This window comes from Tateyamaria sp. GN1-10 (assembly GCF_055693845.1).
This window is the reverse complement of the sequence record NZ_JBVFUR010000004.1, coordinates 1,499,796-1,520,846: the sequence shown is the minus strand read 5'-3', so window position 1 is coordinate 1,520,846 and position 21,051 is coordinate 1,499,796. Positions and strand designations below refer to the sequence as shown.

Genomic DNA, 21,051 nt, shown 5'->3' with positions numbered 1-21,051 from the left:
GTAGACCCGATTTGGAAGAAAAGGAAAAGGGGCACCCATGCGCAAAGTGATGTGGATCGTTGCACTGGCTGTGCTGGCATGGTGCGGCTGGTGGTGGGTTGCCTCTGCTGGATTGCGCGGTGGCGTACAGACATGGTTCGACGCACGGCAGACCGATGGATGGCAGGCCGAGTTGCGTGACGTTGAGAGCGGCGGTTTCCCTTTTGCCTTGCAGGCTGGGTTGCGCGACATCGCTTTGGCCGACCCGCAGGCAGGGCTGGCCATCGAAACGCAAGCACTGGATATCACGGCCCCGGCATGGTGGCCCGGCGACGTGGCCGTCACGCTGGATGACGGCCCGATCCTGATCGCGTCACCCCTTGGTCGGTCCACGTTGACCATGGCGGACGGGGTGATGGCCCTAAACCTGCATCCCGGCACAGCGCTTGAGCTTGAGGCATTTGGATGGACCGCCGGACCGTGGCAGGTCAGCGACCCAGAGGGAGTGCAAATGCAGGCCGACGACCTCACCCTGACCATGACGCAAGTTGAGGGTGCACAATATGGGCTGGTCGCCACCGCAGGCACGTTCACCCCCGGCACTGCGACCCGGCGCGGCCTGCGCCTGCCCGACAACTTCCCGCGCGCCTTCGACAGCCTGCAACTGCGCGCCGACGTGACCTTTGACCAACCTTGGGATCGGCGCGCGCTGGATCAGCGCCGCCCGCAGCCCCGTGTTGTTGACCTGCATCTGGTCGAGGCGATCTGGGGCGACATGAAATTCAACCTTTCGGCCGACCTGACCGTCGATGCACAAGGTGTCCCCACGGGGACAGTCGCCATTCAGGCCGAGAACTGGCGCGAGATGCTGGATATGTCCGAAACCGCAGGGCTGTTGCCGACCCAATTGCGCGGTCAGGCGGAGGGTGTTTTGCAGGCACTGGCCGGAGCGTCGGGCAATGAAAACACGCTGGATGTCGAACTTTCAGTCAGGGACGGCGCGATCCGCCTTGGCTTTATCCCGTTGGCTCCGGCACCGCGTTTGATCCTGCGCTGACGCAAGCCAGCCTTATCGGCAGTAGGTTCCACCACGATAGCGGGCCGTATCGAAATGGAAGTGATCCCGGTGAAACCGGTCCGAGTTTGGGCCCAGCACCGTGCCAAACGGCCCGCACGCGGCCTTGTGCATGGACCGCAGCGCGCGGCGATGGCGCGAGTTCCAGTCGTTCAACACTGTCAGCGTGGTTCCGTCCTGCAGCTGGAAGCCCGAGATGTCGATGGCCCGTCCCTTGCCATGTTCCGAGATGCGCGCGCCCGGCTGGTTGTTGCGCGTCCGGCAGGCGTAATGTGCGGCCACGCGGTAGCTCGCCAGCCCACCCCCTGTGCCGCGCAACGCGGGTTTGGCGCCCCGTTCTGTCCAGCTTTTGAGCGCCTTGGCCGTTGTGCAATCCATCAGGGCCGATTGGCTGAGCGTCACGCCCGACACCGAGCGCAGCCGCACAGCCTCGGATATGCCGCAGCCATTGATACGGCCCGGCACGAAACCCACGAAATCCCCTTGCAAGTCAGGATCACCACAGACCTGTCCGCGACGACGTTCAGCCCGGCGCGCCATGGCTTTTTCGACAATCGCATTGGGGCGCAATGCCGGGCGCAGGGACGTGGCACTTTCGGGCAAGATCGCGGCTGATGGCACGGCGGACGCCACGGTTGGCACCACCAGAGCCACGGCCACATCACGCACGACATTCCGAGCGTCCGTACCTGCCCGCGCGACCGGGCGCTTTGACGCTTCGGGGGCCGCAACCGCAAAACCAGCGGCCAGCATCAGTCCAAGCACCAGCGCCTTCATCGTTGCGCACCCCGGCCAAAGTCAGGCGCATCCGTGTCTTGCCCGGCCTCGATGATCCCCCGGCGGATGGCGCGGGTGCGCGTGAAATAATCGAACAGGTGATCCCCATCGCCCGTACGGATGGCGCGTTGCAAAGCAAACAGCTCTTCGGTGAAGCGCCCGAGGATTTCCAGCGTTGCATCCTTGTTCGTCAGGAACACATCGCGCCACATGGTGGGATCACTTGCCGCAATGCGGGTGAAGTCCCGGAAACCGGCGGCCGAGAACTTGATCACCTCGCTGTCGGTCACGCGCCGCAGATCATCGGCCACGCCCACCATGGTGTAGGCAATCAGGTGCGGGATGTGGCTGACGACCGCGCAGACCCGGTCATGGTGCTGCACATTCATCCGGTCCGTCATCGCGCCCAGTGCCGCCCAGTAGCGTTCAACCGTCGCCACAACCTCGGCGTCCGCATCATCCGGCGTGACGATCAGTGTCCAGCGGTTGTCATAAAGCTCGGCAAAGCCGGCCTCCGGTCCGCTGTGTTCCGTCCCGGCCATGGGGTGGGTGCCTACAAAGTGCACGCCATCCGGCAGGTGGGGCTGAACCGCGTCGAACACGGCCTGTTTCACCGATCCCACGTCGATCACGGTGGCACCGGGTTTCAGCGCCTCCTTGATCTCGGCCATCACAGGACCCATCGCGCCGATGGGGACGGCCAGAACGACAAGGTCGGCGTCCCGCACTGCGTCAGCCGCAGTGTCGGTCACGATGTCACAAAAACCCAGCCGCCGTGTCGTGTCGCGCGTCGCCTCGGACCGGGCGTACCCGCTGATTGTCTTGGCCGCGCCTGCGCGCTGTGTGGCCCACGCCATGGACCCTGCAATCAATCCCAAGCCGATAAAGGCAATCTTGTTGTAGATCACGCTCACGATGCGCTCCGCCATTCTGTCAGGGCCGAGATTACGCGGCCCGTCTGTTCGGCGTTGCCCACGGTGATACGCAGACCCTCGGGAAATCCGTAGCCGCCCACGCGGCGTACAAGGATGCCATCGGCGTTCAAGGCAGCCTCGGCCGCATCCGCCTCGGGCACCGAAGCCGCGCGGGCCAGTACGAAATTCGTATCGCTGCCATCGCAGGCCAGGCCAAGTTGGCGCAAAGCCCCCGTCAAACGCGCCCGTTGATCCGCATTCAGCGCAGCGCACTCCTCGACCCATTTGGTGTCCCGCACCGCTGCCTCTGCCGCCGCCAATGCGACGGTGGACAGGTTGAACGGTTGGCGGATGCGGGTCATCACGTCAATCATGTTCTTGGGTCCATACCCCCAGCCAACACGCAAGCCGCCGAGCCCGTAGATCTTGGAAAAAGTGCGTGTCATCAGGACGTTGGGTCGTGCCTCGGCCAAGGTAAGGCCGCCATCATACCCATCGGCGTATTCAGTATAGGCCCCGTCGATCACAAGGATCACGTGTTCGGGCAGATCATTGGCCAACCGCACCAGTTCTGTGTCCGATAAACGTGTGCCCGTAGGGTTGCCGGGGTTGGTCAGCAGCACGATACGCGTGCGTTCGGTGACCGCGTTCAAAATGGCATCCACATCGACAACCCGGTCCCGTTCGGGCACGGAAACAGGCGTCGCACCCGCCATGTTGGCAAGGATCGGATACATGGAAAATCCGTGCGCGGTGTGGATGATCTCATCCCCCAGCCCGGAGAACGCCTGGGTTACGAATTGCAACACCTCGTCGCTACCCACACCGCAGATCACGCGATCTGCGTCCACGTTCCAGACCTCGGCAATAGCGGTGCGCAGCGCCGCGTGGTCGGTCGAGGGATAGAGGTGCATACGGGTGGCGGCGTTGGTCAACGCCTCGATCGCCGCCGGGGGCGGGCCCGCCGGGTTCTCGTTCGAGGACAGCTTGAGAACGTTCTCCACACCGGCCAGATGCGACGCCCCGCCCTGGTACAGCGAGATGTCCATGATTCCGGGTTGCGGTGTTATTTCGGCCATAGTGTCCTCTCCGTCCATTGGAGAAGTTTTAGGGCTGCGAGGCCGGAGTGGCTAGGGGCAAAAGCGCGCGGAGCACCAGCCGGTCCGGCGGCGGATCGTGGGCTGCCGCACTGGCGTATGAAAAACGCGATTTATGTGGATCATTTGCCTTTGTGGTTGATGTTCCGCGATTGTCGGCGATGTAGCGGCAGACCGACGGGACGGTCCGCCGCTGGACCGGCGCCTTCGGCTTGATTCCGGTCCAGTCTTAACTGGTTACATCCGGTGCGGGCTTCCACTTGAACACCACCCGGATCACCCCGTGGTCGTTGGTCCCACTTTCCTTGTGATCGTCGTAGTTCAGGTGGTCGTTCTGCACCACCATCTCGTCAAAGGCCCATTTGCGGCGCTTGGAGTTGTCATAGAACTCCTGACTGAACATGATGTGGTCCAGGCTTTCCCGCTGACCCTTGTAGACGTGGGTGTAGTAGACATCGCGCACGGACCGGTATTCCTGTATCGTCTGCGCCGTGTACAGGGCATTGTCCCCGCCCCCCGCTGACAGGGGCGACAGATAGGTGGGCTGTTCGGACAGGATGTTCAGCGTGTTGCTCACCTTGCCGTCGTTCATGTCGCCAATGACAACAACGGGCGTGTCCGTCTTCTTGAGCAGCTTCGTGATGATGACCCGCAGGGCGGCCGCTTCGGCCGTGCGGCGGACAGTGGAAATGGCATAACCCAACGCGTTTGTATGATCCCCATGCACATCCTTGTCGTACCAGCTGCGCTCGCGCCAGATCTGCGTGGGACGGCGGGATTTGAAGTGGCAGACAAAGACATGGATCACCGGGGTCCGCGGATCGGGCTGCACCTGGAAATGCAGGACCGGGCGGGAAAAGGTGCTCAGGTTGACCTCAAGATAGTCCTGTTGCGGGTCATCGCCGCCAGACTTCAGCACGTACTCGTCCGGGAAATCCACGATCCATTCCGGATCGCCAACAAGCACGTCGGTGCGGACGGCAGCGGCGCAGACAATCTTGTCCCCCGCGTGATCCGGGGGTGTCAGGGCGGTGTAGTCGCTGTTCATACCGGCGTCAGCCAACACCTGATCCAGCGCAGCGGGGGCCCAGAGTTCCTGCAGGCCCACGACATCGGCGTTCAAACGCGCCATGGTCGCAGCGGTAAAATCGATCTTGCGCTGGTAGATGTCTGGGTCCCACCCGTCCGTGTCGCCATAAATGGCGTCGCCAGGGGTCTGAAGGTTCAAGAGGTTGAAGCTCGCAAAGGAAATGTCGCGGGCGCCCATGGTCGTCTCCAATTCACGTCAATCAATGCCCGAACGCTACCACAGGTTACACAACGTGGGTGTGAAAAACGCAAAACCCGGTGCAAGGCACGGACGTGGCCGAACGCCCGCGCATAAAACGAAAAAGGGGCGCTGCATCAGCGCCCCCAAAGGTTCGGGTGAAGTTGGACAGGTGCCTACGCTTTGTTGCTTGCAGGCTCCTGGATGCTGTTTGCATCTGACGGTTTGGCTGCTGCACCTTCGATCGACTTCGGCTGGGCGGGTTGATCAACCGCAGTCACCGTTTTGCCCACAGCTGCATCCGCGATGCCGGCCATCCCGTCTTCCATGCTGATCCCAAGCTCTTTGCCAAGGGCCTGCATCGCGGGCATCTGGAGTGCCATACCCAGCACGGAATCCAAGGCCTGATTGACCGGCGTGCCAACGTTCGGCGCACCGTCTGCACCACCACTGGCGGGGGTCATGCCCGTCACCTGGTGGATCTTGATCGAGTCGATCTTTTCAGCCGGTTTGACCATTTCCGCGATGATGGCAGGCATGGCCTCAAGCTGGGCAAGACGGATCTTCATCGCCACGATCTCGGCACTCAGCTCGTTCTCGGAGTTCGCGATGGCCTTTTGACCTTCGGCTGTTGCCAGCATGTCGGTCCTTTTTGCCTCGGCACGCACGGTCAACGCATTTGCATCGGCCTGCGCCTCTTCCAGTTGGGCCGCAGCACGGTCGCTTGCAGCGTCCTTTTCCGCCTCGGCCGTCACGCGAATACCCGTTGCCTGACGCTCCGCCTCTTTCTGCGCCTCGATGATGGCGATCCGCTTGATCCGCTCCGCCTCGGCCACGGCACGTGCCGTTTCAATGGCTTCCGCCGCTTTCTTGGCCTCTGCCCTCGCGGTGTCAGCCGATGCGCGCGCCTGGCTTTCTTCCTCGGACTTGCGGGCCACGATGATCTGGCGTTCCTGATCCGCCACTTCCAGCTCGCGTTCCTTGGCGATCTCGGCCTCGCGGATACTGCGTTCACGTGCGATCTCGGCGGAACGTACCGCCTTCTCGCGTTCGATCCGTGCTTCTTCCTTGGCGCGGTCCGACGCTTCCTGGTTGCGCGCGATCTGTGCCTCCTGTTCCGCCTGCAGCGTCTGGATTTCCTCGATCTGGGCGATCTCGGCCTGCTTCTGTTCGCGCTCGATCTGATACTTGCGCTTTTCGGCTTCCATCTCGGATTGGGCGACGGACACATCGGCCTCTGCCGAAATCTCGGCCCGCTGTTTGCGCGAGGTGGCAATGACGGCTGCCAGCTTCTGCATACCAACCGCGTTGAGCGCGTTGTTTTCATCGAGCGAGATCAAACGGTGTCTGGTCCAGCGCGGTCAGCGACACGGCCTCAAGCTCCAAACCGTTCTTCAGCAGGTCTTCGGAGATCGCATTCTGCACCTCTTGCACAAAGCTGGCGCGGTTTTCGTGCAATTCATCCATCGTCATCTGTGCGGCCACGGCACGCAGACCATCGACCAGCTTACCCTCGATCATCTCGCGCAACTGTTCGACGTGGAATGTCCGGTCGCCCAGCGTTTGGGCCGCGCGCGAAATGCCGTCTTCGGTCGCGTTGACCGAGACGTAGAATTCAACACCCACATCAACACGCATCCGGTCCTTGGTGATCAGCGACTGTTCAGCCACCCGCGCCACTTCCAGGCGAAGCGTCTTCATGTTGACCTTGGATATCTCGTGCAGGAACGGGACAACAATGGTGCCGCCATCCATGATGACCTTGCGCCCGCCGGACCCGGTTTTGACCAGGCTGGTTTCGCGTGTCGCACGTTTGTAAAGGCGCGCCATGATCAAGCCGATCAGAACAAGCAAACCAAGAATGATGGCGGCAATCGTCAGAATTGCAGTGAGTTGCATATGAATACTCCTACATGAACAAAGGTAAGGTTAGACAGACAGCGTGTATGATGAGCCGCAAGGCTGGTCAGATCACGAAGAACTTGTCACCGCGTTTGCGAATGAGCGTGACATCGCTGCCCTTGGGGAAAACATCTTCATCGTGAAGCGGCTCAACCCGAAGATAGTGGATGTTGTTGTGCCGATCCTTGATCTTGACCTCAGCCGGGCGACCGCGTGCAGCGGTGCCTTGGGTGATCGTGCCGTGATAGCCGCCAAGAAACCGGGCGCGCGTGGCGCTTGTTTCGGTCTTGGGCATGATCAGGGCCACCCAGTTGGCGATCACGCGGGTCACGGCCAGCGCCGGGACAGCCGCAACAGCCGAGGCGATGAGGGCAGGCAGCCCCTGCCCGAACAAACCCGCGACAAAGGACTGAAGGATCAGGCCAAACAGGCCGAACATGGTCAGGAATGACGCAAGCCAGATCAGGAACGGCACGTCGCGCGCACCGATCCAGGTGAACAGCCCGGAGGACTGAGCACCGGCATCAATGTCAGGCATCTCTGCCGCATCCACGGCATCGACGGCATCCACACCGGGATCAATGTCAGCCGCGAATTCAGCCGACAGGTCAAAGTCCGCATCCACGTCAATATCTGGCGCGTCGCTGCCAAGGCCCATGAGTGTGCCGCCCAAGACGGCGCTCAATATCTCAAGGACAAACAAGCCAGCCACCACTGCCAGTGCGATGGCAAACGGAGCGCTCTCGGGCGATAGGAAAAGTGCAATCATGTCTTTCATTTCCATATCCATATAGTCGTTGATAAAAAAATTGTTAGGTATTTATGTGCAGAAATTGTATTTTTTTTATTCATACCTATCTAACATCTATACCAGCCACGGTTTCACACGGGATTGAGCGCACACCATGCCGGACTTTCTCCACCGCCGCCGCCTTGCGCGGATGATTGATCGTACGGCCAGCCAAGTGTCCGATGTTGCCGTGCCTGACAAAGGTTGGATCGCTTCGGTCCGCCATGCTTTGGGCATGTCTGCAGAACAGGTGGCACGACGCAAGGGTGTAAGTCGAAACGCGGTGTATCAGGCGGAACGCAGCGAACAGGACGGAGCCGTTTCGATCAAGCAGATGGAACAGCTGGCCGCCGCCATGGGCGCGCGGTTTGTCTATGCCATCGTGCCTGAGGCACGGATCGAAGACCTGAAATACGCGCAAGCCATGAAACTCGCACACGCGCTTATCGCAGATGAACCGGATGCTGGCACGTGGTCAACAGATGCTCGGCAGGACTGGATCGAGGACAAGGCCGCAGAATTGCTGCACGACATGCCCCCCACCTTCTGGGACGACAAGTAGCTGGTCGGCCTAAGCCGGGTGCGGCGGTGTCGCAGGGGCGCGGGCCACGCGGGCAAGCGCATCCCGTGCGATCAGAACGTGGAAGGGCATGATCGCGGCCAAGTAAAGCCGCCCGCCCATATTGTGCGTATGCACCCAGGTTGCCAGCGAAACGACACCATCCTCGGACCGAACGCTGACCCGGAAATCCAGATGTCTGTCGTTGAACCCGGCGATTAGTTCGGTCCCCGTCTCGCTCTCCACAGGAAATGGCCCAAGCTTGTCAGCGGCGTCTGGCCCATCCTGCGACAAGCCAAACGGGGTTGTGATCAAGCCACGCAGTCTGACCAATATCTGCGCCCAACCCGGAAAGGCCGTGATGATCTCGGCTGCCGCGCGCGGGCTGGTCGTGCTCGAAACCGAGTAGCAATCCAGAAAATCACCCCGCTTCATATGCCCGTGCAAGGCACTGTCGGCGGGCAATGGGGTGGCGGTGACGCGCGGTGCGAAAAACATGTGACACTCCTTTGGCTGTCCATGGTCACTCTATTGACGCACGCCAGCCCTTACCCTGTGACATGAAACCACAACGGAACTGAAAGCTTGCTACAGTAGCGCCACCTCCATCCGACAGGAACCGCGCCATGACCGATGATGACAGCCCACAATCACAAAGCATCTGGCCTCTACCAGCCTTCTATTTCCAAGTTACGATGGCCGGCGAGGACATGACATTTCAGGAGGTGAGCGGCCTCGATGTCGAGAGCCAGCCCATTGAATATCGCGTAGGCAACAGCAAGGTCTTTTCCACGATCAAGATGCCCGGCCTCCGCAAGACCGGTAACCTGACCCTCAAAAAGGGTGTCTTCACACGGGGTCAAATGTTTTGAGACTGGTTCAGCGGCATCAAGATGAACACGATCAAGCGTCAGGACCTGACCATTTCACTGCGTGATGGAAGCGGTACGCCGACCATGGTCTGGCGGGTGATGAACGCCTTTCCCACCAAGATCACAGGCACCGACCTCAAGGCAGAGGGCAACGAAATCGCCGTCGACAGAATCGAGATCGCGCACGAAGGGATCACCACCGAAAACGCATGAAAAAGGGCCGCCCAATGCAGGCGACCCTTTGAAATCTGACGACGGGATAGTCCCGCAGCGTCTTAGTTCTTGGCGTAGAATTCGACGACCAGGTTTGGTTCCATCATCACCGGGTACGGCACGTCGCCCAGAGTGGGGGTGCGGGTGAAGGTGGCGGTCATTTTCGAGTGATCTGCATCGATATAGTCGGGCACGTCACGCTCGGGCAGTTGAGTGGCTTCCAGAAGGACGGCCAGTTGCTTTGAACGGTCACGCACCTCGATCACGTCACCCTCTTTCACGCGGTAGGAGGGGATGTTGACCTTGCGGCCGTTCACGCGCACGTGGCCGTGATTCACGAACTGACGGGCGGCAAAGACGGTTGCCACGAATTTCGCGCGGTAAACAACCGCGTCGAGGCGGCGTTCCAGCAGACCGATCAGGTTTTCACCGGTGTCACCGCCCACACGGACCGCTTCGGCATAGATGCGGCGGAACTGTTTCTCGGTCAGGTCGCCATAGTAGCCTTTCAGCTTCTGCTTGGCACGCAGCTGGATACCAAAGTCGGACAGCTTGCCCTTGCGGCGCTGACCGTGCTGGCCGGGGCCATATTCACGACGGTTGACGGGGGATTTGGGGCGACCCCAAATGTTTTCGCCCATGCGGCGATCGATCTTGTACTTGGCAGACGTGCGTTTTGTCACGGCTGATCTCCTTCGGTTCAGGTTTCCAAAGGGCGTTGTCCTCTCCCCGGATTTGGCCGGGACGACAGGGATCTTCTTGCGAAGGCCACCAACACCAATGAAGCCGCGCTTATACGACCAGAATTGACAGAGTCAACGGCTACTTCGGTCCACCCATGGCAGCGCATTCGGCATGGCGGAAACACGGGGTGATGTGATCATTGACCAACCCGGTTGCTTCCATGAAAGCATAGACGATCGTGGGCCCCACGAACTTGAAGCCACGGGCCCGCAAATCCTTGGACACCTGCTCGCTCAGTTTCGTCTTGGGCGGTACCTGATCACGGCTGGCAAAGTTGGTCTGAAGCGGCGCACCATCCACATAATTCCATAGAAATTTATCGAAGCCGACGGTGGCATTAACCTCGAGATAGGCGCGGGCGTTGGTAATCGTTGCTTCGATCTTGCCACGGTGACGGATGATGCCGGGATTGGCCAACAGACGTTGCACATCATCTTCGCCCCACTCGGCGACGACAGCCGGGTCAAAATCAGCAAAGGCTTCGCGGAAGGCATCGCGCTTACGCAGGATGGTGATCCAGCTCAGTCCAGCTTGGAATCCATCAAGGATCAGCTTTTCCCACAGGGCCTGCGCATCATGTTCAGGTACCCCCCATTCGGTGTCATGATAGGCGACGTAGTCGGGGGCTTCCCCCTCCCACCCACAGCGGTGCACCATGCCAAATCCCCCTTGTTTTGATTAACAACTAAAATTGGAACAAAATGCAAACATTAAGACAGTTTTTACAGCTTGGGCACAATGTTGGCAGCAGTTTTCAAGCACAAGGGTCGCTGCCAGCCCATGACGAAACACCGGTTCTCAAACGTGCCCGTTGGCGCGGACAATCCGCTGAATGCCGCCGTATCGTCGCGTGACCGCAGCACGCTGGCGATGGTCGAACAAGCGGTCGAACATCAGCAGACCCTGCTTGCGTTCCAACCGGTCGTGATCGCCAACGATCCGTCCCGCGTCGGCTTTTACGAAGGGCTGATCCGGGTCATGGACGACACCGGACGCATCATCCCGGCCAAGGATTTCATGCCCGTTGTTGAGCGTACCGAACTTGGGCGCGAGATTGACGTGGTGGCGCTGAACATGGGGCTGCGCACGCTGAATGAAAATCCATCGATACGGTTGTCTATCAACATGTCTGCCCGCTCTATCGGCTACCAGCGTTGGATGCAGACGCTGAACCGGTGGCTTAAAAAGGATCCCTCGGTCGGTGAACGGCTGATTCTGGAAATAACCGAAGGGTCGGCCATGGACCAACCTGAACTGGTCGTGGATTTCATGGATCGGCTCAGTACCAAGGGGATCTGCTTTGCGCTTGACGATTTCGGTGCGGGCTATACCGCATTGCGCTACTTCAAGGACTTCTTTTTTGACGTGCTCAAGATCGACATGCAGTTCTGCAATGGCATTGCCAACGATCCGGACACGCAGGCACTGACCGCTGCAATCATCCAGATCGGACATCATTTTGACATGTTAGTTGTGGCCGAAGGGGTCGAACAGCAAGAAGACGTCGAAGTGCTGACACAGATGGGTGTCGACTGTTTGCAGGGCTTCTATTTCCAGGCGCCCCAGGTTCGCCCCGACTGGCTCTTTGGTCAGGGCGTGGGAGCACAGAAGGCTGGCATGCGCGCCTGAGACATAACGTCAGTTGTCGCGTCATAGCGAGATCCGATACTGCACACGCAGCGCGGGACCATTCTGAGGCCCGCACCGGCGTGCAAAGTCTCGGATTGGTCCTCAAGGAAACTGACAGAGGACCCCGACCCTATGACCAACATCGTCATCGCTTCGGCCGCCCGGACTGCCGTTGGCAGCTTTGGTGGCTCATTTGCCAACACCCCCGCCCATGATCTTGGCGCAACCGTTCTCGAAGCGATCGTGGACCGCGCAGGTATCGAAAAATCCGAGGTTTCCGAAACCATTCTCGGCCAGGTGCTGACCGCCGCTCAGGGTCAGAACCCTGCCCGTCAGGCACATGTCAACGCCGGCCTGCCCAAGGAAAGCGCCGCCTGGTCTATCAACCAGGTTTGCGGTTCGGGTCTGCGCGCCGTCGCTCTCGGCGCACAGCACATCGCATTGGGTGACGCTGATATCATCGCTGCCGGCGGCCAGGAAAACATGACACTCAGTCCCCACGCCGCAGCCCTGCGCGCCGGTCACAAGATGGGCGACATGAAGTACATCGACACCATGATCCGCGACGGTCTGTGGGATGCCTTCAACGGCTACCATATGGGCCAAACGGCAGAGAATGTTGCCGACCAATGGCAGATCACTCGTGATATGCAGGACGAATTCGCCGTTGCCTCGCAAAACAAGGCCGAAGCCGCGCAGAAGGCTGGCAAGTTCGGCGATGAAATCACCGCCTTCACCGTGAAGACCCGCAAGGGCGACATCGTGGTCGATGCCGACGAATACATCCGCCACGGCGCAACCATGGAAGCCATGCAGAAACTGCGCCCCGCTTTCACCAAGGATGGGTCGGTCACAGCCGCCAACGCCTCCGGGTTGAACGACGGTGCCGCCGCCGCCCTGTTGATGAGCGCAGAGAATGCCGAAAAGCGCGGGATCGAGCCTCTGGCACGCATCGCCAGCTATGCGACCGTGGGCCTTGACCCGTCGATCATGGGTGTCGGCCCGATCTACGCCTCGCGCAAAGCGCTGGAGAAAGCAGGCTGGAAGCCCGAGGATCTCGACCTCGTGGAAGCCAACGAAGCCTTTGCCGCCCAAGCCTGCGCCGTGAACAAGGACATGGGCTGGGATCCGTCGATCGTGAACGTGAACGGTGGCGCGATCGCCATCGGCCACCCTATCGGTGCCTCGGGCGCGCGCATCCTCAACACCCTGCTGTTCGAAATGAAGCGCCGCGACGCCAAGAAGGGCCTTGCCACGCTGTGCATTGGCGGCGGCATGGGCGTTGCTATGTGCCTCGAACGCGACTGATCCAGATCAAGGCGGTGCCGCACGGCGCCGCCTACCCCTTCCCCATCAAAATTCGCTCAAGGCCAAAGTAGGTGCGTAATATTGTTGCGCCCAGACCGCATTTGAGCGAAACAATGCGAAACGCACCCAAAAGGAGTTCTCCCCATGTCCCGTGTAGCACTTGTCACCGGCGGTTCCCGCGGTATCGGCGAGGCCATTTCGAAAGCCCTGAAAGACGCAGGATACACCGTCGCCGCCACCTATGCGGGCAACGACGAGGCAGCTGCCAAGTTCACGGACGAAACCGGCATCAAAACCTACAAGTGGAACGTGGCCGACTACGACGAGATCGAAAGCGGGCCTCGCGCAAGTCGAAGCTGACCTCGGCCCCATCGACATCGTCGTTGCGAACGCGGGTATCACGCGCGACGCCCCCTTCCACAAGATGACCCCGGAACAATGGCACCAGGTCATCGACACGAACCTCACAGGCGTGTTCAACACTGTTCACCCGATCTGGCCGGGTATGCGTGAGCGCAAGTTTGGCCGCGTCATCGTGATCTCTTCCATCAACGGTCAGAAAGGCCAGTTCGCACAAGTGAACTATGCCGCCACCAAGGCTGGCGATCTGGGCATCGTGAAGTCTCTGGCCCAGGAAGGCGCCCGTGCAGGCATCACCGCCAACGCGATCTGCCCCGGCTACATCGCCACGGAAATGGTCATGGCAGTGCCTGAGAAAGTGCGTGACAGTATCGTTGCCCAGATCCCGGCGGGCCGCTTGGGTGAACCGGAAGAAATCGCGCGCTGCGTTGTCTTCCTCGCCTCGGACGATTCGGGCTTTATCAACGGCTCGACCATCTCGGCAAACGGCGCGCAGTTCTTCGTCTGACGTCAGGCCATTCCGACATAAAAAGGGCCGGTGCAGCGATGCACCGGCCCTTCTTTATCCCGTAAGATGCCGCGCGCGCATCAGCGGGAAGTCTTGCCCCCAAACAACCAGTTCCAGGCGTCTGCAAGGGCTGCGCCACGCTCAGCATGGGCGCGTTCCAAACCTTGGCGGATGGCGGGGTGTGCGGATGTCTCTAACATGGGCGGTATCCTTTGATGGATCAGCGTTTCTGAATTGGGATCAATATGCGCCCTTTTATGAAAGCCCACAAACGAGACTTTCCATAACTTCACTTAAGCTGTACTTAAGTGAATATGCCTGACCGCCTTCCCCTTTGACCGCCTTGCGTGCCTTTGATGCCGCTGCCCGCCACATGTCCTTTGCCAAGGCCGCGGAAGAGCTGCATGTCACGCCCGCCGCCCTCAGCTTTCAAATCAAATCGCTTGAGGAATATCTGGGCACCCAAGTGTTTCATAGGCTGAACCGCGCTGTGGAGCTGACGGAAGCCGGTCGGGCCATGGCACCCGGCATGGCTGATGGATTCCAGACCCTGGCAGCCGCCTGGCGCGCTGCCGAGAGGACATTGGACACAGGAACGCTAACCGTCACCGCGGGACCAGCGTTCACCGCCAAATGGCTTGCTCCAAGGCTCTATGATTTTGCGCAAGCCCATCCCGAGATCGAACTGCACTTTTCGGCATCCCTAAAGATGGTCGACCTGAACCGCGACGGGGTCGATGTTGCCATCCGCTTTGGAACCGGCAAGGACGAGGACATGTTCAGCAAACTGCTGGCGATGGAATGGGTCTGTCCGGTGATGACACCCGAACTCGCCGCGCAATACCGGACGCCAGAAAGCCTCAAGGACGCGCCGCTGATCTTTGACGACAGCATCGTCAATCTGCGTCCAAGCGCGGACTGGAGCACATGGTTTCGGATGATGGGGATCGACTTTGCCCCAACCCACGGTGCCCGGTTCAGCCAGGCCGACCACGCGGTTGATGCCGCACTGGCAGGAATGGGTGTGACGTTGGGTCGGCGGTCACTGGTGGTTAAGGACATGCATGACGGTCGCCTTGTGGCTCCTTGGCCGAACGCGCTGGACACCGGCGTGCGTTTCCGGTTTCTCTGCGCCGAAGGAGCCGAAACCCGGCCCCACATCGCAGCCTTCCTCGATTGGATGATCGTCGAGATCGACAAGACAAGCTACATCACCGACCGCATGATCCGTAAACCTTCATCCGATTTTCAAGCTGCATGACACGCGGCACCGCCACCATGATCGGCTTCGTGGCTGTGCTGCTTTGGGGCGTCTTGGCCCTACTCACTGTTGGCTCGGCGCCGACGCCGCCATTCCTGTTGAACGCGCTGTGCTTTGCCATCGGCGGAACACTTGGGTTGATCTGGACCGCCGTCAGTGGCGGTCTGAGCCAATTGCGGACCGTGCCCTTGCATATCTACGTCATGGGCACATTGGGGTTGTTCGGCTATCACGCACTTTACTTTTCCGCTCTCCGCCTTGCCCCTGCGGCAGAGGCCAGCCTGATCGCCTATCTCTGGCCCCTGCTGATTGTTCTGCTTTCCGGTCTTCTGCCGGGCGAAACACTTCGCGCTGGTCATGTGCTTGGGGCACTGATCGGCTTTGCGGGGGCGGCGCTGATTGTCACGGGCGGGGCTGCCGGGTTTGATGCGGCGGCCCTGCCCGGCTACCTGCTTGCCATGGCCTGCGCAGTCACATGGTCCAGCTATTCCGTCCTGTCACGCCGTTTTGGCACTGTGCCGACAGCATCCGTTGCCGTGTTTTGCGTGGCGAGCGCCATTCTTTCGGCGCCGCTACACCTGATGCTGGAAGAAACGGTATGGCCATTGGGTGGCTTGGGATGGGCAAGCGCCATATTGCTGGGCCTTGGCCCAGTGGGACTAGCCTTTTATGTCTGGGATATCGGCGTGAAACGCGGCGATATCCAGATGCTCGGCACCGCATCCTACGCGGCGCCGCTCTTGTCGACTGTCGTCCTGATATTGGCTGGCGTTGCTGCGCCCAGTTGGTCACTGGCCCTTGCGGCCATCCTGATCACTGGCGGAGCGCTCTTGGCAGCCCGCGCCAGCCTGAAGGGGGTGCCCTAACTCGAAAGTCGGGTAATTTCCTCTTTCAGTTTCAGCTTCTGCTTTTTCATGGTGGCCACTTCGATCTGATCCACGCCCGGCGATCGTTGGGCCGTCTCAACCTGATCACTCAGGGTCTGGTGCTTCTTTTTCAACTCCTCGAGATGGGCGATCACGCTCATGCAGTCCTCCTTGCTGATAAAGTTGCCTCCACAGCCAAGCACAGCTTTGCTCATAAGTCACGCCGCAGGCGCAGCATGTGGATCTACAAAATGTATGTATGGTCAACGCCGGATTAAAGGTGCAGCGCAGCGCCTTCACGTAAAACCGACTGAATTTCATGGGTATAGCTTTCGCCATCCCTCTCATGCCGTGCGCCTTGGTGCAAAATGACCGGAAAATGCAGGCGAAAATCTGCGCGCCCGTTCTTGCGCGCCCGGAAAATCACCAGTTCCGCCGCTTTTCCGACCCGCGGGCAAAGCGGCCAGATCTCGGGGCTGCCCAACCGCCCAGCAGCACCAGCCAATAGGTCCGGCAGCCGCTCGGCCCGGTGAATCATGTGCAGGTAGCCCTTGTGCCGCAGCCGTCGCGCCGCCACATCGATCCATGCCGCAACAGGTGTCTCAACACCGCGCCCCGCCTCGCGCCCCGAATCATCGGCCACGTGCCCCGCCGCACGATTAAAATAGGGGGGATTGGCCAGAACATGATCAAAGCTGCGATCTCGCAGCTCTTCGGGCATATCCGTCAGATCGGCGGCATGGGCTTTCAGTCCATTCCGCTCCGCCAATGCAGCGTACGCAGCCTGCCGCTCGACACCAACGAGTTCCAGTCCCGGCACCCGCGCGCCAAGACACAGGGCCACAGCCCCAACGCCACACCCAAGATCCAACACCGATTGCCCCGCGCGCGCAGGCACCGAGGCAGCCAGCAACACCGGATCAACGCCCGCCCGATACCCGTCGCGCGGTTGCCACAAATGCAGCCGCCCACCCAGAAAGGCATCGTGGGTCAGGTCAGCGTCCAAGGTCGATGTCATTGTCGGTCACAACCCGCAAAGCGGCATCATAATCATCGTCCCGCACCATCAGGCGCCGTGGGAAAATTCCGATCCCACCTTCGAGGATGCTCATATTTACGTCCATCTGAAAGCAGTCTATATCCTCGCCCTCAAGAAGGGCGGAGGCAAAGGCGATGATCGTCGGGTCGGTGCTGCGCAAAAGTTCCTTCATATCATGGATGTAGGGGCACACCGGCCTAACTGTCGAGGGGTGCTATGGGGAAAGTGATGGACGCGTCCACAATCGCAAAGCCGCATGACCGGCTTGCCACCTATCTTGCGGCGGACCTGGAGGGTGTGAACGACCTGATCCGCGACCGCATGGCATCGGAACACGCGCCCCGAATCCCCGAGGTAACACGCCATCTGGTCGAAGCCGGTGGCAAGCGGCTGCGGCCCATGCTCACGCTCGCCTCAGCGCATCTGTGCGGCTATCCGGGGCCCTACCATGTGCATCTGGCCGCCACAGTTGAATTCATCCACACCGCCACGCTGCTGCATGACGATGTCGTTGACGAAAGCGCACAGCGGCGCGGACGGCCCACGGCCAACCTGCTATGGGACAATAAATCTTCGGTCCTTGTCGGCGACTACCTGTTCGCCCGCAGCTTCCAGCTGATGACCGAAACCGGCAACATCTCCGTCCTGCGCATCCTGTCAGACGCCGCCGCCACCATCGCCGAGGGCGAAGTGCTGCAAATGACGGCGGCCCAGGACCTTGCCACGGACGAAGCCATTTATCTGCAAGTGGTGCGGGGCAAGACCGCGGCCCTGTTCTCGGCTGCCATGGAAGTGGGCGGCGTGATCGCGGGCAAGGACGAGGCAACAACGCAGGCCCTGTTCGACTATGGCGACGCACTTGGTATCGCGTTCCAGATTGTCGATGACCTGCTGGACTATCAGGGCCAGTCGTCCGCCACTGGCAAGAATGTGGGCGACGATTTCCGCGAACGCAAACTGACACTGCCGGTGATCAAGGCTGTCGCAAAGGCGGATTCGGAAGAACGGGCGTTCTGGTCGCGCACCATCGAAAAGGGGCAGCAAGACGAGGGCGACCTCGACCACGCACTCGACCTTTTGCATGCGCACAACGCGTTGGAAGAGACAAAGCGCGACGCTATCGCATGGGCCGACAAGGCCAAGGCGTCACTCGGCGCCCTGCCCGCGCATGACCTGCGCGATATGCTGATCGATCTTGCCGACTACGTGGTCGAACGGATCAACTGACCGCCCCTGTCTAAGACCCCACCGTTTTCACGGCCCGGACCCACCACCGGGGCTGCTTCTCGGCAATTTCGGCAGCCGCATCACGGGCCGCCTCGGCGTCGGAATAGACGCCGAAACAGGTCGATCCCGACCCGGACATGCGCGCCAGCTCGGCCCCCTTCAGCGTCTTCAATGCGGCCAGTATCGCCGGATTGCCGGACGCAGCGGGCGCTTGCAGATCGTTCCTCTGTTCGGCCAACCAAGCCAGAAACGTGGCGCGGTCTTGCCAGCGCAATCGCGCGTCCATCGGCGGATTGTTCTTGGACCTCAAACGCTTGAACACATCTGGCGTGGGCACGTGAATGCCCGGATTGACCAGCACCAGATCCAGAGAGGGCACGCCGCCAACGGGCGCCACCACCTCTCCAATGCCACGCATCCGCTGCGGGGCATCCAACAGGCATACCGGAACATCCGCACCCAATGCCAACGCGTGCGCCTCGGCCCCGAGGGCGCGCAGGGTCGCGGCCGCGTCGGATGATCCACCACCGATACCCGCCCCATGGGGCGGATTCTTTTCCAAAGAAATCCGCACGGCCGTGCCAGCCAGCTCGGCTGCGCGCCAAACAAGGTTCCGTTCGTCGGTCGGCACGCCAACAGAGAACGGCCCCGACACATCCAGACGCATTTGGGGGGCGGGGTCGATGGTCAGCCGATCACCGACATCGGCAAAAACCACAAGGGAATCAATTAGGTGGTAGCCATCTGCGCGTTGGCCGGTCACATGCAGTGTCAGGTTGATCTTGGCAGGTGCAAAGACCTCAGTCGCCATTCGCCACCTGCAGTGGCTCCGCGCCCTCTTCGGCCAGCACCGCGTCGAGGCCCACATCCAGCTTGCGACGCATCCGCGCCGGGTCCGCCTCAGCATCCGTGTCCGCTGGATCGACAAAACTCAAGGCGCGCATCCATTGGAACCGCGCTTCGCGTTCACGTCCCACGGCCCAGTACACATCGCCCAAATGGTCATTGACCACCGGATCGACTGGCATCAGCTCGACCGCGCGCTCCATATGACCAACCGCTTCTTCGTAGCGGCCCAGACGGTACAGCACCCAGCCAAGGCTATCGACGATATACCCGCTGTCCGGGCTTGCCTCGACAGCCTGTTCGATCATCTCAAGCGCTTCGTCCAGCTTGATCTGTTTTTCGACCAGCGAATAACCAAGGTAGTTCAGCACCTGTGGCTGCCCGGGGTTCAGCTCCAGCGCGCGCCGAAAGTCAGCCTCGGCCTCGGGCCATTCCTCGAGCCGTTCATGCGAAATGGCGCGGGCATAATGCAGGAACCACGCACGGCGATCATCCGGGTCGGTCAGGTCCAGCGCGCGGTCATAGGCTGCCACGGCGGCCTCGAACCGGTTTTGCTGGCGCAGCACATCGCCCAAGGTCGAATGAACCAATGGCAGGTCACCAAAGCGTTTGGCCAACTGCTCAAGCACTTCGATTGCCGCGTCAGGCTTGCCAGATTCCCGCAAAGCCGCAGCCCGGCCCAGTTCAGCCGCGTGGAAGGCAGGGTGATCGGCCGGCACCTGCTTGTAGACCGCGTTGGCCAGATCGAACTGTTCCAGCGTTTCCAGCAGATCAGCGTTCAGCAGCAGTGCGTCGACGTGATCGGGCCGCAAGTGCCGCGCAATCCGGCCATAAAGCAGGGTGTAGTCCGCCCCTGCGTCCTGTCGCAGAGCACCTGCCAGCGAATAAAACACCTCGGCCATCCCGTCACGGGCAGAGGTGATGTGGGTAAAGGCCAGCGTCTCCCCCGCCTTGAGCGCCAGTATCATCGCATCGAGCTCCGGGTCACTCACAGTGCCAAAAGCCACTTCAAGCGATGCAATGGCCTCGTCGTTGCGCCCCAGTTGCGACAGCACCTCGGCGCGCGCCATGGCACCGCGGCGGGTCTGTTGCAGGGGGCCAGAACCTTCGGCCTCGAAAATCTCTCCGGCGGCTTCGAACTGGCCCAGACCGGCCAGCGCCATCGCCTTGTGATACATGGCAAAACCGCGCACGCCCCGCTGTTCAGACACGGCGTCAAAGGCGGCCAATGCCCCTTCGATATCTTCGGCCCCGACAAGGGCCCAGGCGTTCAGCAACCCGTCGACAAGCGGGCCGATGCCCTGCGTCTCCACGTCACGCTCCAGGTAGCCAGCATAGTCTTCCCGCGCCAACATGTCGGCGATGATGACCATATGCGCGGCCTGGCTCCGCACGTCCTGTTCTTCGACAAGGCGCGCGATGGGCAGGGCACGATCCACACGGCCCAACGCCAGCTGCGAAACGATGGCGTTTTCCATCAGTTCCACGTTGCCCGGATCTCGGGCCAGAGCAGCCTGGTAGTACCGGGCCGCCGCTTCAAAATCGCTTGTGATCGCAGCATGCCGTCCGGCCAGATACGATCCGGCCACGGATTGCGCGGGGGCGATATGCGGGGTGGTCGCCAGCACGGTGGCCAAAGCGACACTGGAAAGAAGCGATCGGATCACGGAATACACTGCCTTTTGCCTGTTATTGGCCGTTAGGCTAGCACGTCTGCGCACATGTGCAACGGAACCTCGCGAAATGGTCAGCGGTTGCGTGCCAAAAAAAACGCCGGGCACAGGACCCGGCGTCGTTTTTATTCACATTTCGCGCGAG

General features: G+C 60.7%; 21 protein-coding genes and 3 pseudogenes. 9 read left to right on the top strand and 15 right to left on the bottom strand.

Going from position 1 to position 21,051, the window contains the following annotated elements:
• Positions 1 to 37 precede the first annotated feature (37 nt).
• Positions 38 to 1,036 (top strand): DUF2125 domain-containing protein, encoded by a 999-nt coding sequence (locus tag ACZ1HN_RS09265; protein ID WP_472727284.1) that lies wholly within the window; start codon positions 38 to 40, stop codon positions 1,034 to 1,036.
• Between the two features lie 12 nt (positions 1,037 to 1,048).
• On the opposite strand, the gene ACZ1HN_RS09260 is transcribed toward ACZ1HN_RS09265, so the two are convergent.
• The 7 genes from ACZ1HN_RS09260 to ACZ1HN_RS09230 all read right to left on the bottom strand — a co-directional run bounded on the left by ACZ1HN_RS09260 (position 1,049) and on the right by ACZ1HN_RS09230 (position 7,789).
• Positions 1,049 to 1,831 (bottom strand): extensin-like domain-containing protein, encoded by a 783-nt coding sequence (locus ACZ1HN_RS09260; RefSeq protein WP_472727283.1) that lies wholly within the window; start codon positions 1,829 to 1,831, stop codon positions 1,049 to 1,051.
• Positions 1,828 to 2,760 carry a prephenate/arogenate dehydrogenase family protein gene (locus ACZ1HN_RS09255; protein WP_299705634.1) on the bottom strand — a complete coding sequence of 311 codons (933 nt, stop codon included), beginning with the start codon at positions 2,758 to 2,760 and terminating at the stop codon, positions 1,828 to 1,830. Before ACZ1HN_RS09255 ends, ACZ1HN_RS09260 begins: the two co-directional genes overlap by 4 nt.
• On the bottom strand, positions 2,742 to 3,824 hold the full coding sequence (gene hisC / locus ACZ1HN_RS09250) for a histidinol-phosphate transaminase (RefSeq protein ID WP_472727282.1): 1,083 nt from the start codon (positions 3,822 to 3,824) through the stop codon (positions 2,742 to 2,744). Before hisC ends, ACZ1HN_RS09255 begins: the two co-directional genes overlap by 19 nt.
• A 247-nt stretch (positions 3,825 to 4,071) precedes the next feature.
• Positions 4,072 to 5,109, bottom strand: a complete 1,038-nt coding sequence (locus tag ACZ1HN_RS09245) for an endonuclease/exonuclease/phosphatase family protein (RefSeq protein ID WP_472727281.1) — start codon at positions 5,107 to 5,109, stop codon at positions 4,072 to 4,074.
• Positions 5,110 to 5,285: 176 nt separating this feature from the next.
• Positions 5,286 to 6,449, bottom strand: a complete 1,164-nt coding sequence (locus tag ACZ1HN_RS09240; RefSeq protein ID WP_472727280.1) for a flotillin family protein — start codon at positions 6,447 to 6,449, stop codon at positions 5,286 to 5,288.
• Positions 6,433 to 7,008, bottom strand: coding sequence for a flotillin family protein (locus ACZ1HN_RS09235; RefSeq protein ID WP_472727279.1), 576 nt, complete (start codon positions 7,006 to 7,008; stop codon positions 6,433 to 6,435). The genes ACZ1HN_RS09240 and ACZ1HN_RS09235 overlap by 17 nt, the downstream gene beginning before the upstream one ends.
• A gap of 67 nt (positions 7,009 to 7,075) precedes the next feature.
• Positions 7,076 to 7,789 (bottom strand): YqiJ family protein, encoded by a 714-nt coding sequence (locus ACZ1HN_RS09230; protein WP_472727278.1) that lies wholly within the window; start codon positions 7,787 to 7,789, stop codon positions 7,076 to 7,078.
• A 127-nt stretch (positions 7,790 to 7,916) separates the two neighbouring features.
• On the opposite strand from ACZ1HN_RS09230, the gene ACZ1HN_RS09225 reads away from it, so the two are divergent.
• Positions 7,917 to 8,363: a helix-turn-helix domain-containing protein gene (locus ACZ1HN_RS09225; protein WP_299204981.1), complete on the top strand. Its 447-nt coding sequence runs from the start codon at positions 7,917 to 7,919 to the stop codon at positions 8,361 to 8,363.
• 9 nt (positions 8,364 to 8,372) lie between these two features.
• Here the strand turns inward: ACZ1HN_RS09225 and ACZ1HN_RS09220 are convergent, their stop codons facing one another.
• The gene (locus tag ACZ1HN_RS09220; protein WP_299705652.1) at positions 8,373 to 8,858 is read right to left on the bottom strand and encodes a DUF2867 domain-containing protein; all 486 of its coding nucleotides are present in this window, start codon (positions 8,856 to 8,858) and stop codon (positions 8,373 to 8,375) included.
• A gap of 128 nt (positions 8,859 to 8,986) precedes the next feature.
• Between ACZ1HN_RS09220 and ACZ1HN_RS09215 the strand changes: the two are divergent.
• Positions 8,987 to 9,445 (top strand): annotated as a pseudogene (locus ACZ1HN_RS09215) (phage tail protein).
• Between the two features lie 62 nt (positions 9,446 to 9,507).
• Here ACZ1HN_RS09215 and rpsD read toward each other — a convergent pair.
• Complete coding sequence (gene rpsD, locus ACZ1HN_RS09210) at positions 9,508 to 10,128, bottom strand: 30S ribosomal protein S4 (RefSeq protein WP_299204972.1); 621 nt, start codon at positions 10,126 to 10,128, stop codon at positions 9,508 to 9,510.
• Between the two features lie 139 nt (positions 10,129 to 10,267).
• Positions 10,268 to 10,846 (bottom strand): DNA-3-methyladenine glycosylase I, encoded by a 579-nt coding sequence (locus tag ACZ1HN_RS09205; RefSeq protein ID WP_299204969.1) that lies wholly within the window; start codon positions 10,844 to 10,846, stop codon positions 10,268 to 10,270.
• A 123-nt stretch (positions 10,847 to 10,969) separates the two neighbouring features.
• Here ACZ1HN_RS09205 and ACZ1HN_RS09200 point away from each other — a divergent pair, with 123 nt between their 5' ends.
• The 5 genes and pseudogenes from ACZ1HN_RS09200 to yddG all read left to right on the top strand — a co-directional run bounded on the left by ACZ1HN_RS09200 (position 10,970) and on the right by yddG (position 16,121).
• Positions 10,970 to 11,818, top strand: a complete 849-nt coding sequence (locus tag ACZ1HN_RS09200; RefSeq protein ID WP_299604424.1) for an EAL domain-containing protein — start codon at positions 10,970 to 10,972, stop codon at positions 11,816 to 11,818.
• A gap of 132 nt (positions 11,819 to 11,950) precedes the next feature.
• Positions 11,951 to 13,126, top strand: a complete 1,176-nt coding sequence (locus ACZ1HN_RS09195) for an acetyl-CoA C-acetyltransferase (protein WP_472727277.1) — start codon at positions 11,951 to 11,953, stop codon at positions 13,124 to 13,126.
• A gap of 144 nt (positions 13,127 to 13,270) precedes the next feature.
• A pseudogene (phbB, locus tag ACZ1HN_RS09190) lies at positions 13,271 to 13,994 on the top strand (acetoacetyl-CoA reductase).
• Positions 13,995 to 14,308: 314 nt separating this feature from the next.
• Positions 14,309 to 15,255 (top strand): annotated as a pseudogene (gene gcvA, locus ACZ1HN_RS09185) (transcriptional regulator GcvA).
• Positions 15,252 to 16,121 carry an aromatic amino acid exporter YddG gene (gene yddG, locus ACZ1HN_RS09180; RefSeq protein WP_472727276.1) on the top strand — a complete coding sequence of 290 codons (870 nt, stop codon included), beginning with the start codon at positions 15,252 to 15,254 and terminating at the stop codon, positions 16,119 to 16,121. The pseudogene gcvA and the gene yddG overlap by 4 nt, the downstream one beginning before the upstream one ends.
• On the opposite strand, the gene ACZ1HN_RS09175 is transcribed toward yddG, so the two are convergent.
• The 3 genes from ACZ1HN_RS09175 to ACZ1HN_RS09165 form a co-directional block, all read right to left on the bottom strand.
• Complete coding sequence (locus tag ACZ1HN_RS09175) at positions 16,118 to 16,282, bottom strand: YdcH family protein (RefSeq protein ID WP_299204951.1); 165 nt, start codon at positions 16,280 to 16,282, stop codon at positions 16,118 to 16,120. The two genes, yddG and ACZ1HN_RS09175, sit on opposite strands and share 4 nt — an antisense overlap.
• 113 nt (positions 16,283 to 16,395) lie before the next feature.
• Complete coding sequence (locus ACZ1HN_RS09170; protein WP_472727275.1) at positions 16,396 to 17,139, bottom strand: tRNA1(Val) (adenine(37)-N6)-methyltransferase; 744 nt, start codon at positions 17,137 to 17,139, stop codon at positions 16,396 to 16,398.
• Positions 17,117 to 17,332 (bottom strand): putative signal transducing protein, encoded by a 216-nt coding sequence (locus ACZ1HN_RS09165; RefSeq protein WP_299204945.1) that lies wholly within the window; start codon positions 17,330 to 17,332, stop codon positions 17,117 to 17,119. Before ACZ1HN_RS09165 ends, ACZ1HN_RS09170 begins: the two co-directional genes overlap by 23 nt.
• A 56-nt stretch (positions 17,333 to 17,388) precedes the next feature.
• Here ACZ1HN_RS09165 and ACZ1HN_RS09160 point away from each other — a divergent pair, with 56 nt between their 5' ends.
• Entirely contained in the window at positions 17,389 to 18,387 is a 999-nt protein-coding gene (locus ACZ1HN_RS09160) for a polyprenyl synthetase family protein (RefSeq protein WP_472727274.1), read from the top strand.
• A gap of 10 nt (positions 18,388 to 18,397) precedes the next feature.
• Here the strand turns inward: ACZ1HN_RS09160 and ACZ1HN_RS09155 are convergent, their stop codons facing one another.
• Together ACZ1HN_RS09155 and ACZ1HN_RS09150 are read right to left on the bottom strand one after the other, a co-directional pair.
• The gene (locus ACZ1HN_RS09155; RefSeq protein ID WP_472727273.1) at positions 18,398 to 19,198 is read right to left on the bottom strand and encodes a 4-(cytidine 5'-diphospho)-2-C-methyl-D-erythritol kinase; all 801 of its coding nucleotides are present in this window, start codon (positions 19,196 to 19,198) and stop codon (positions 18,398 to 18,400) included.
• Entirely contained in the window at positions 19,188 to 20,900 is a 1,713-nt protein-coding gene (locus ACZ1HN_RS09150; RefSeq protein WP_472727272.1) for a tetratricopeptide repeat protein, read from the bottom strand. The genes ACZ1HN_RS09155 and ACZ1HN_RS09150 overlap by 11 nt, the downstream gene beginning before the upstream one ends.
• Positions 20,901 to 21,051: the final 151 nt, after the last annotated feature.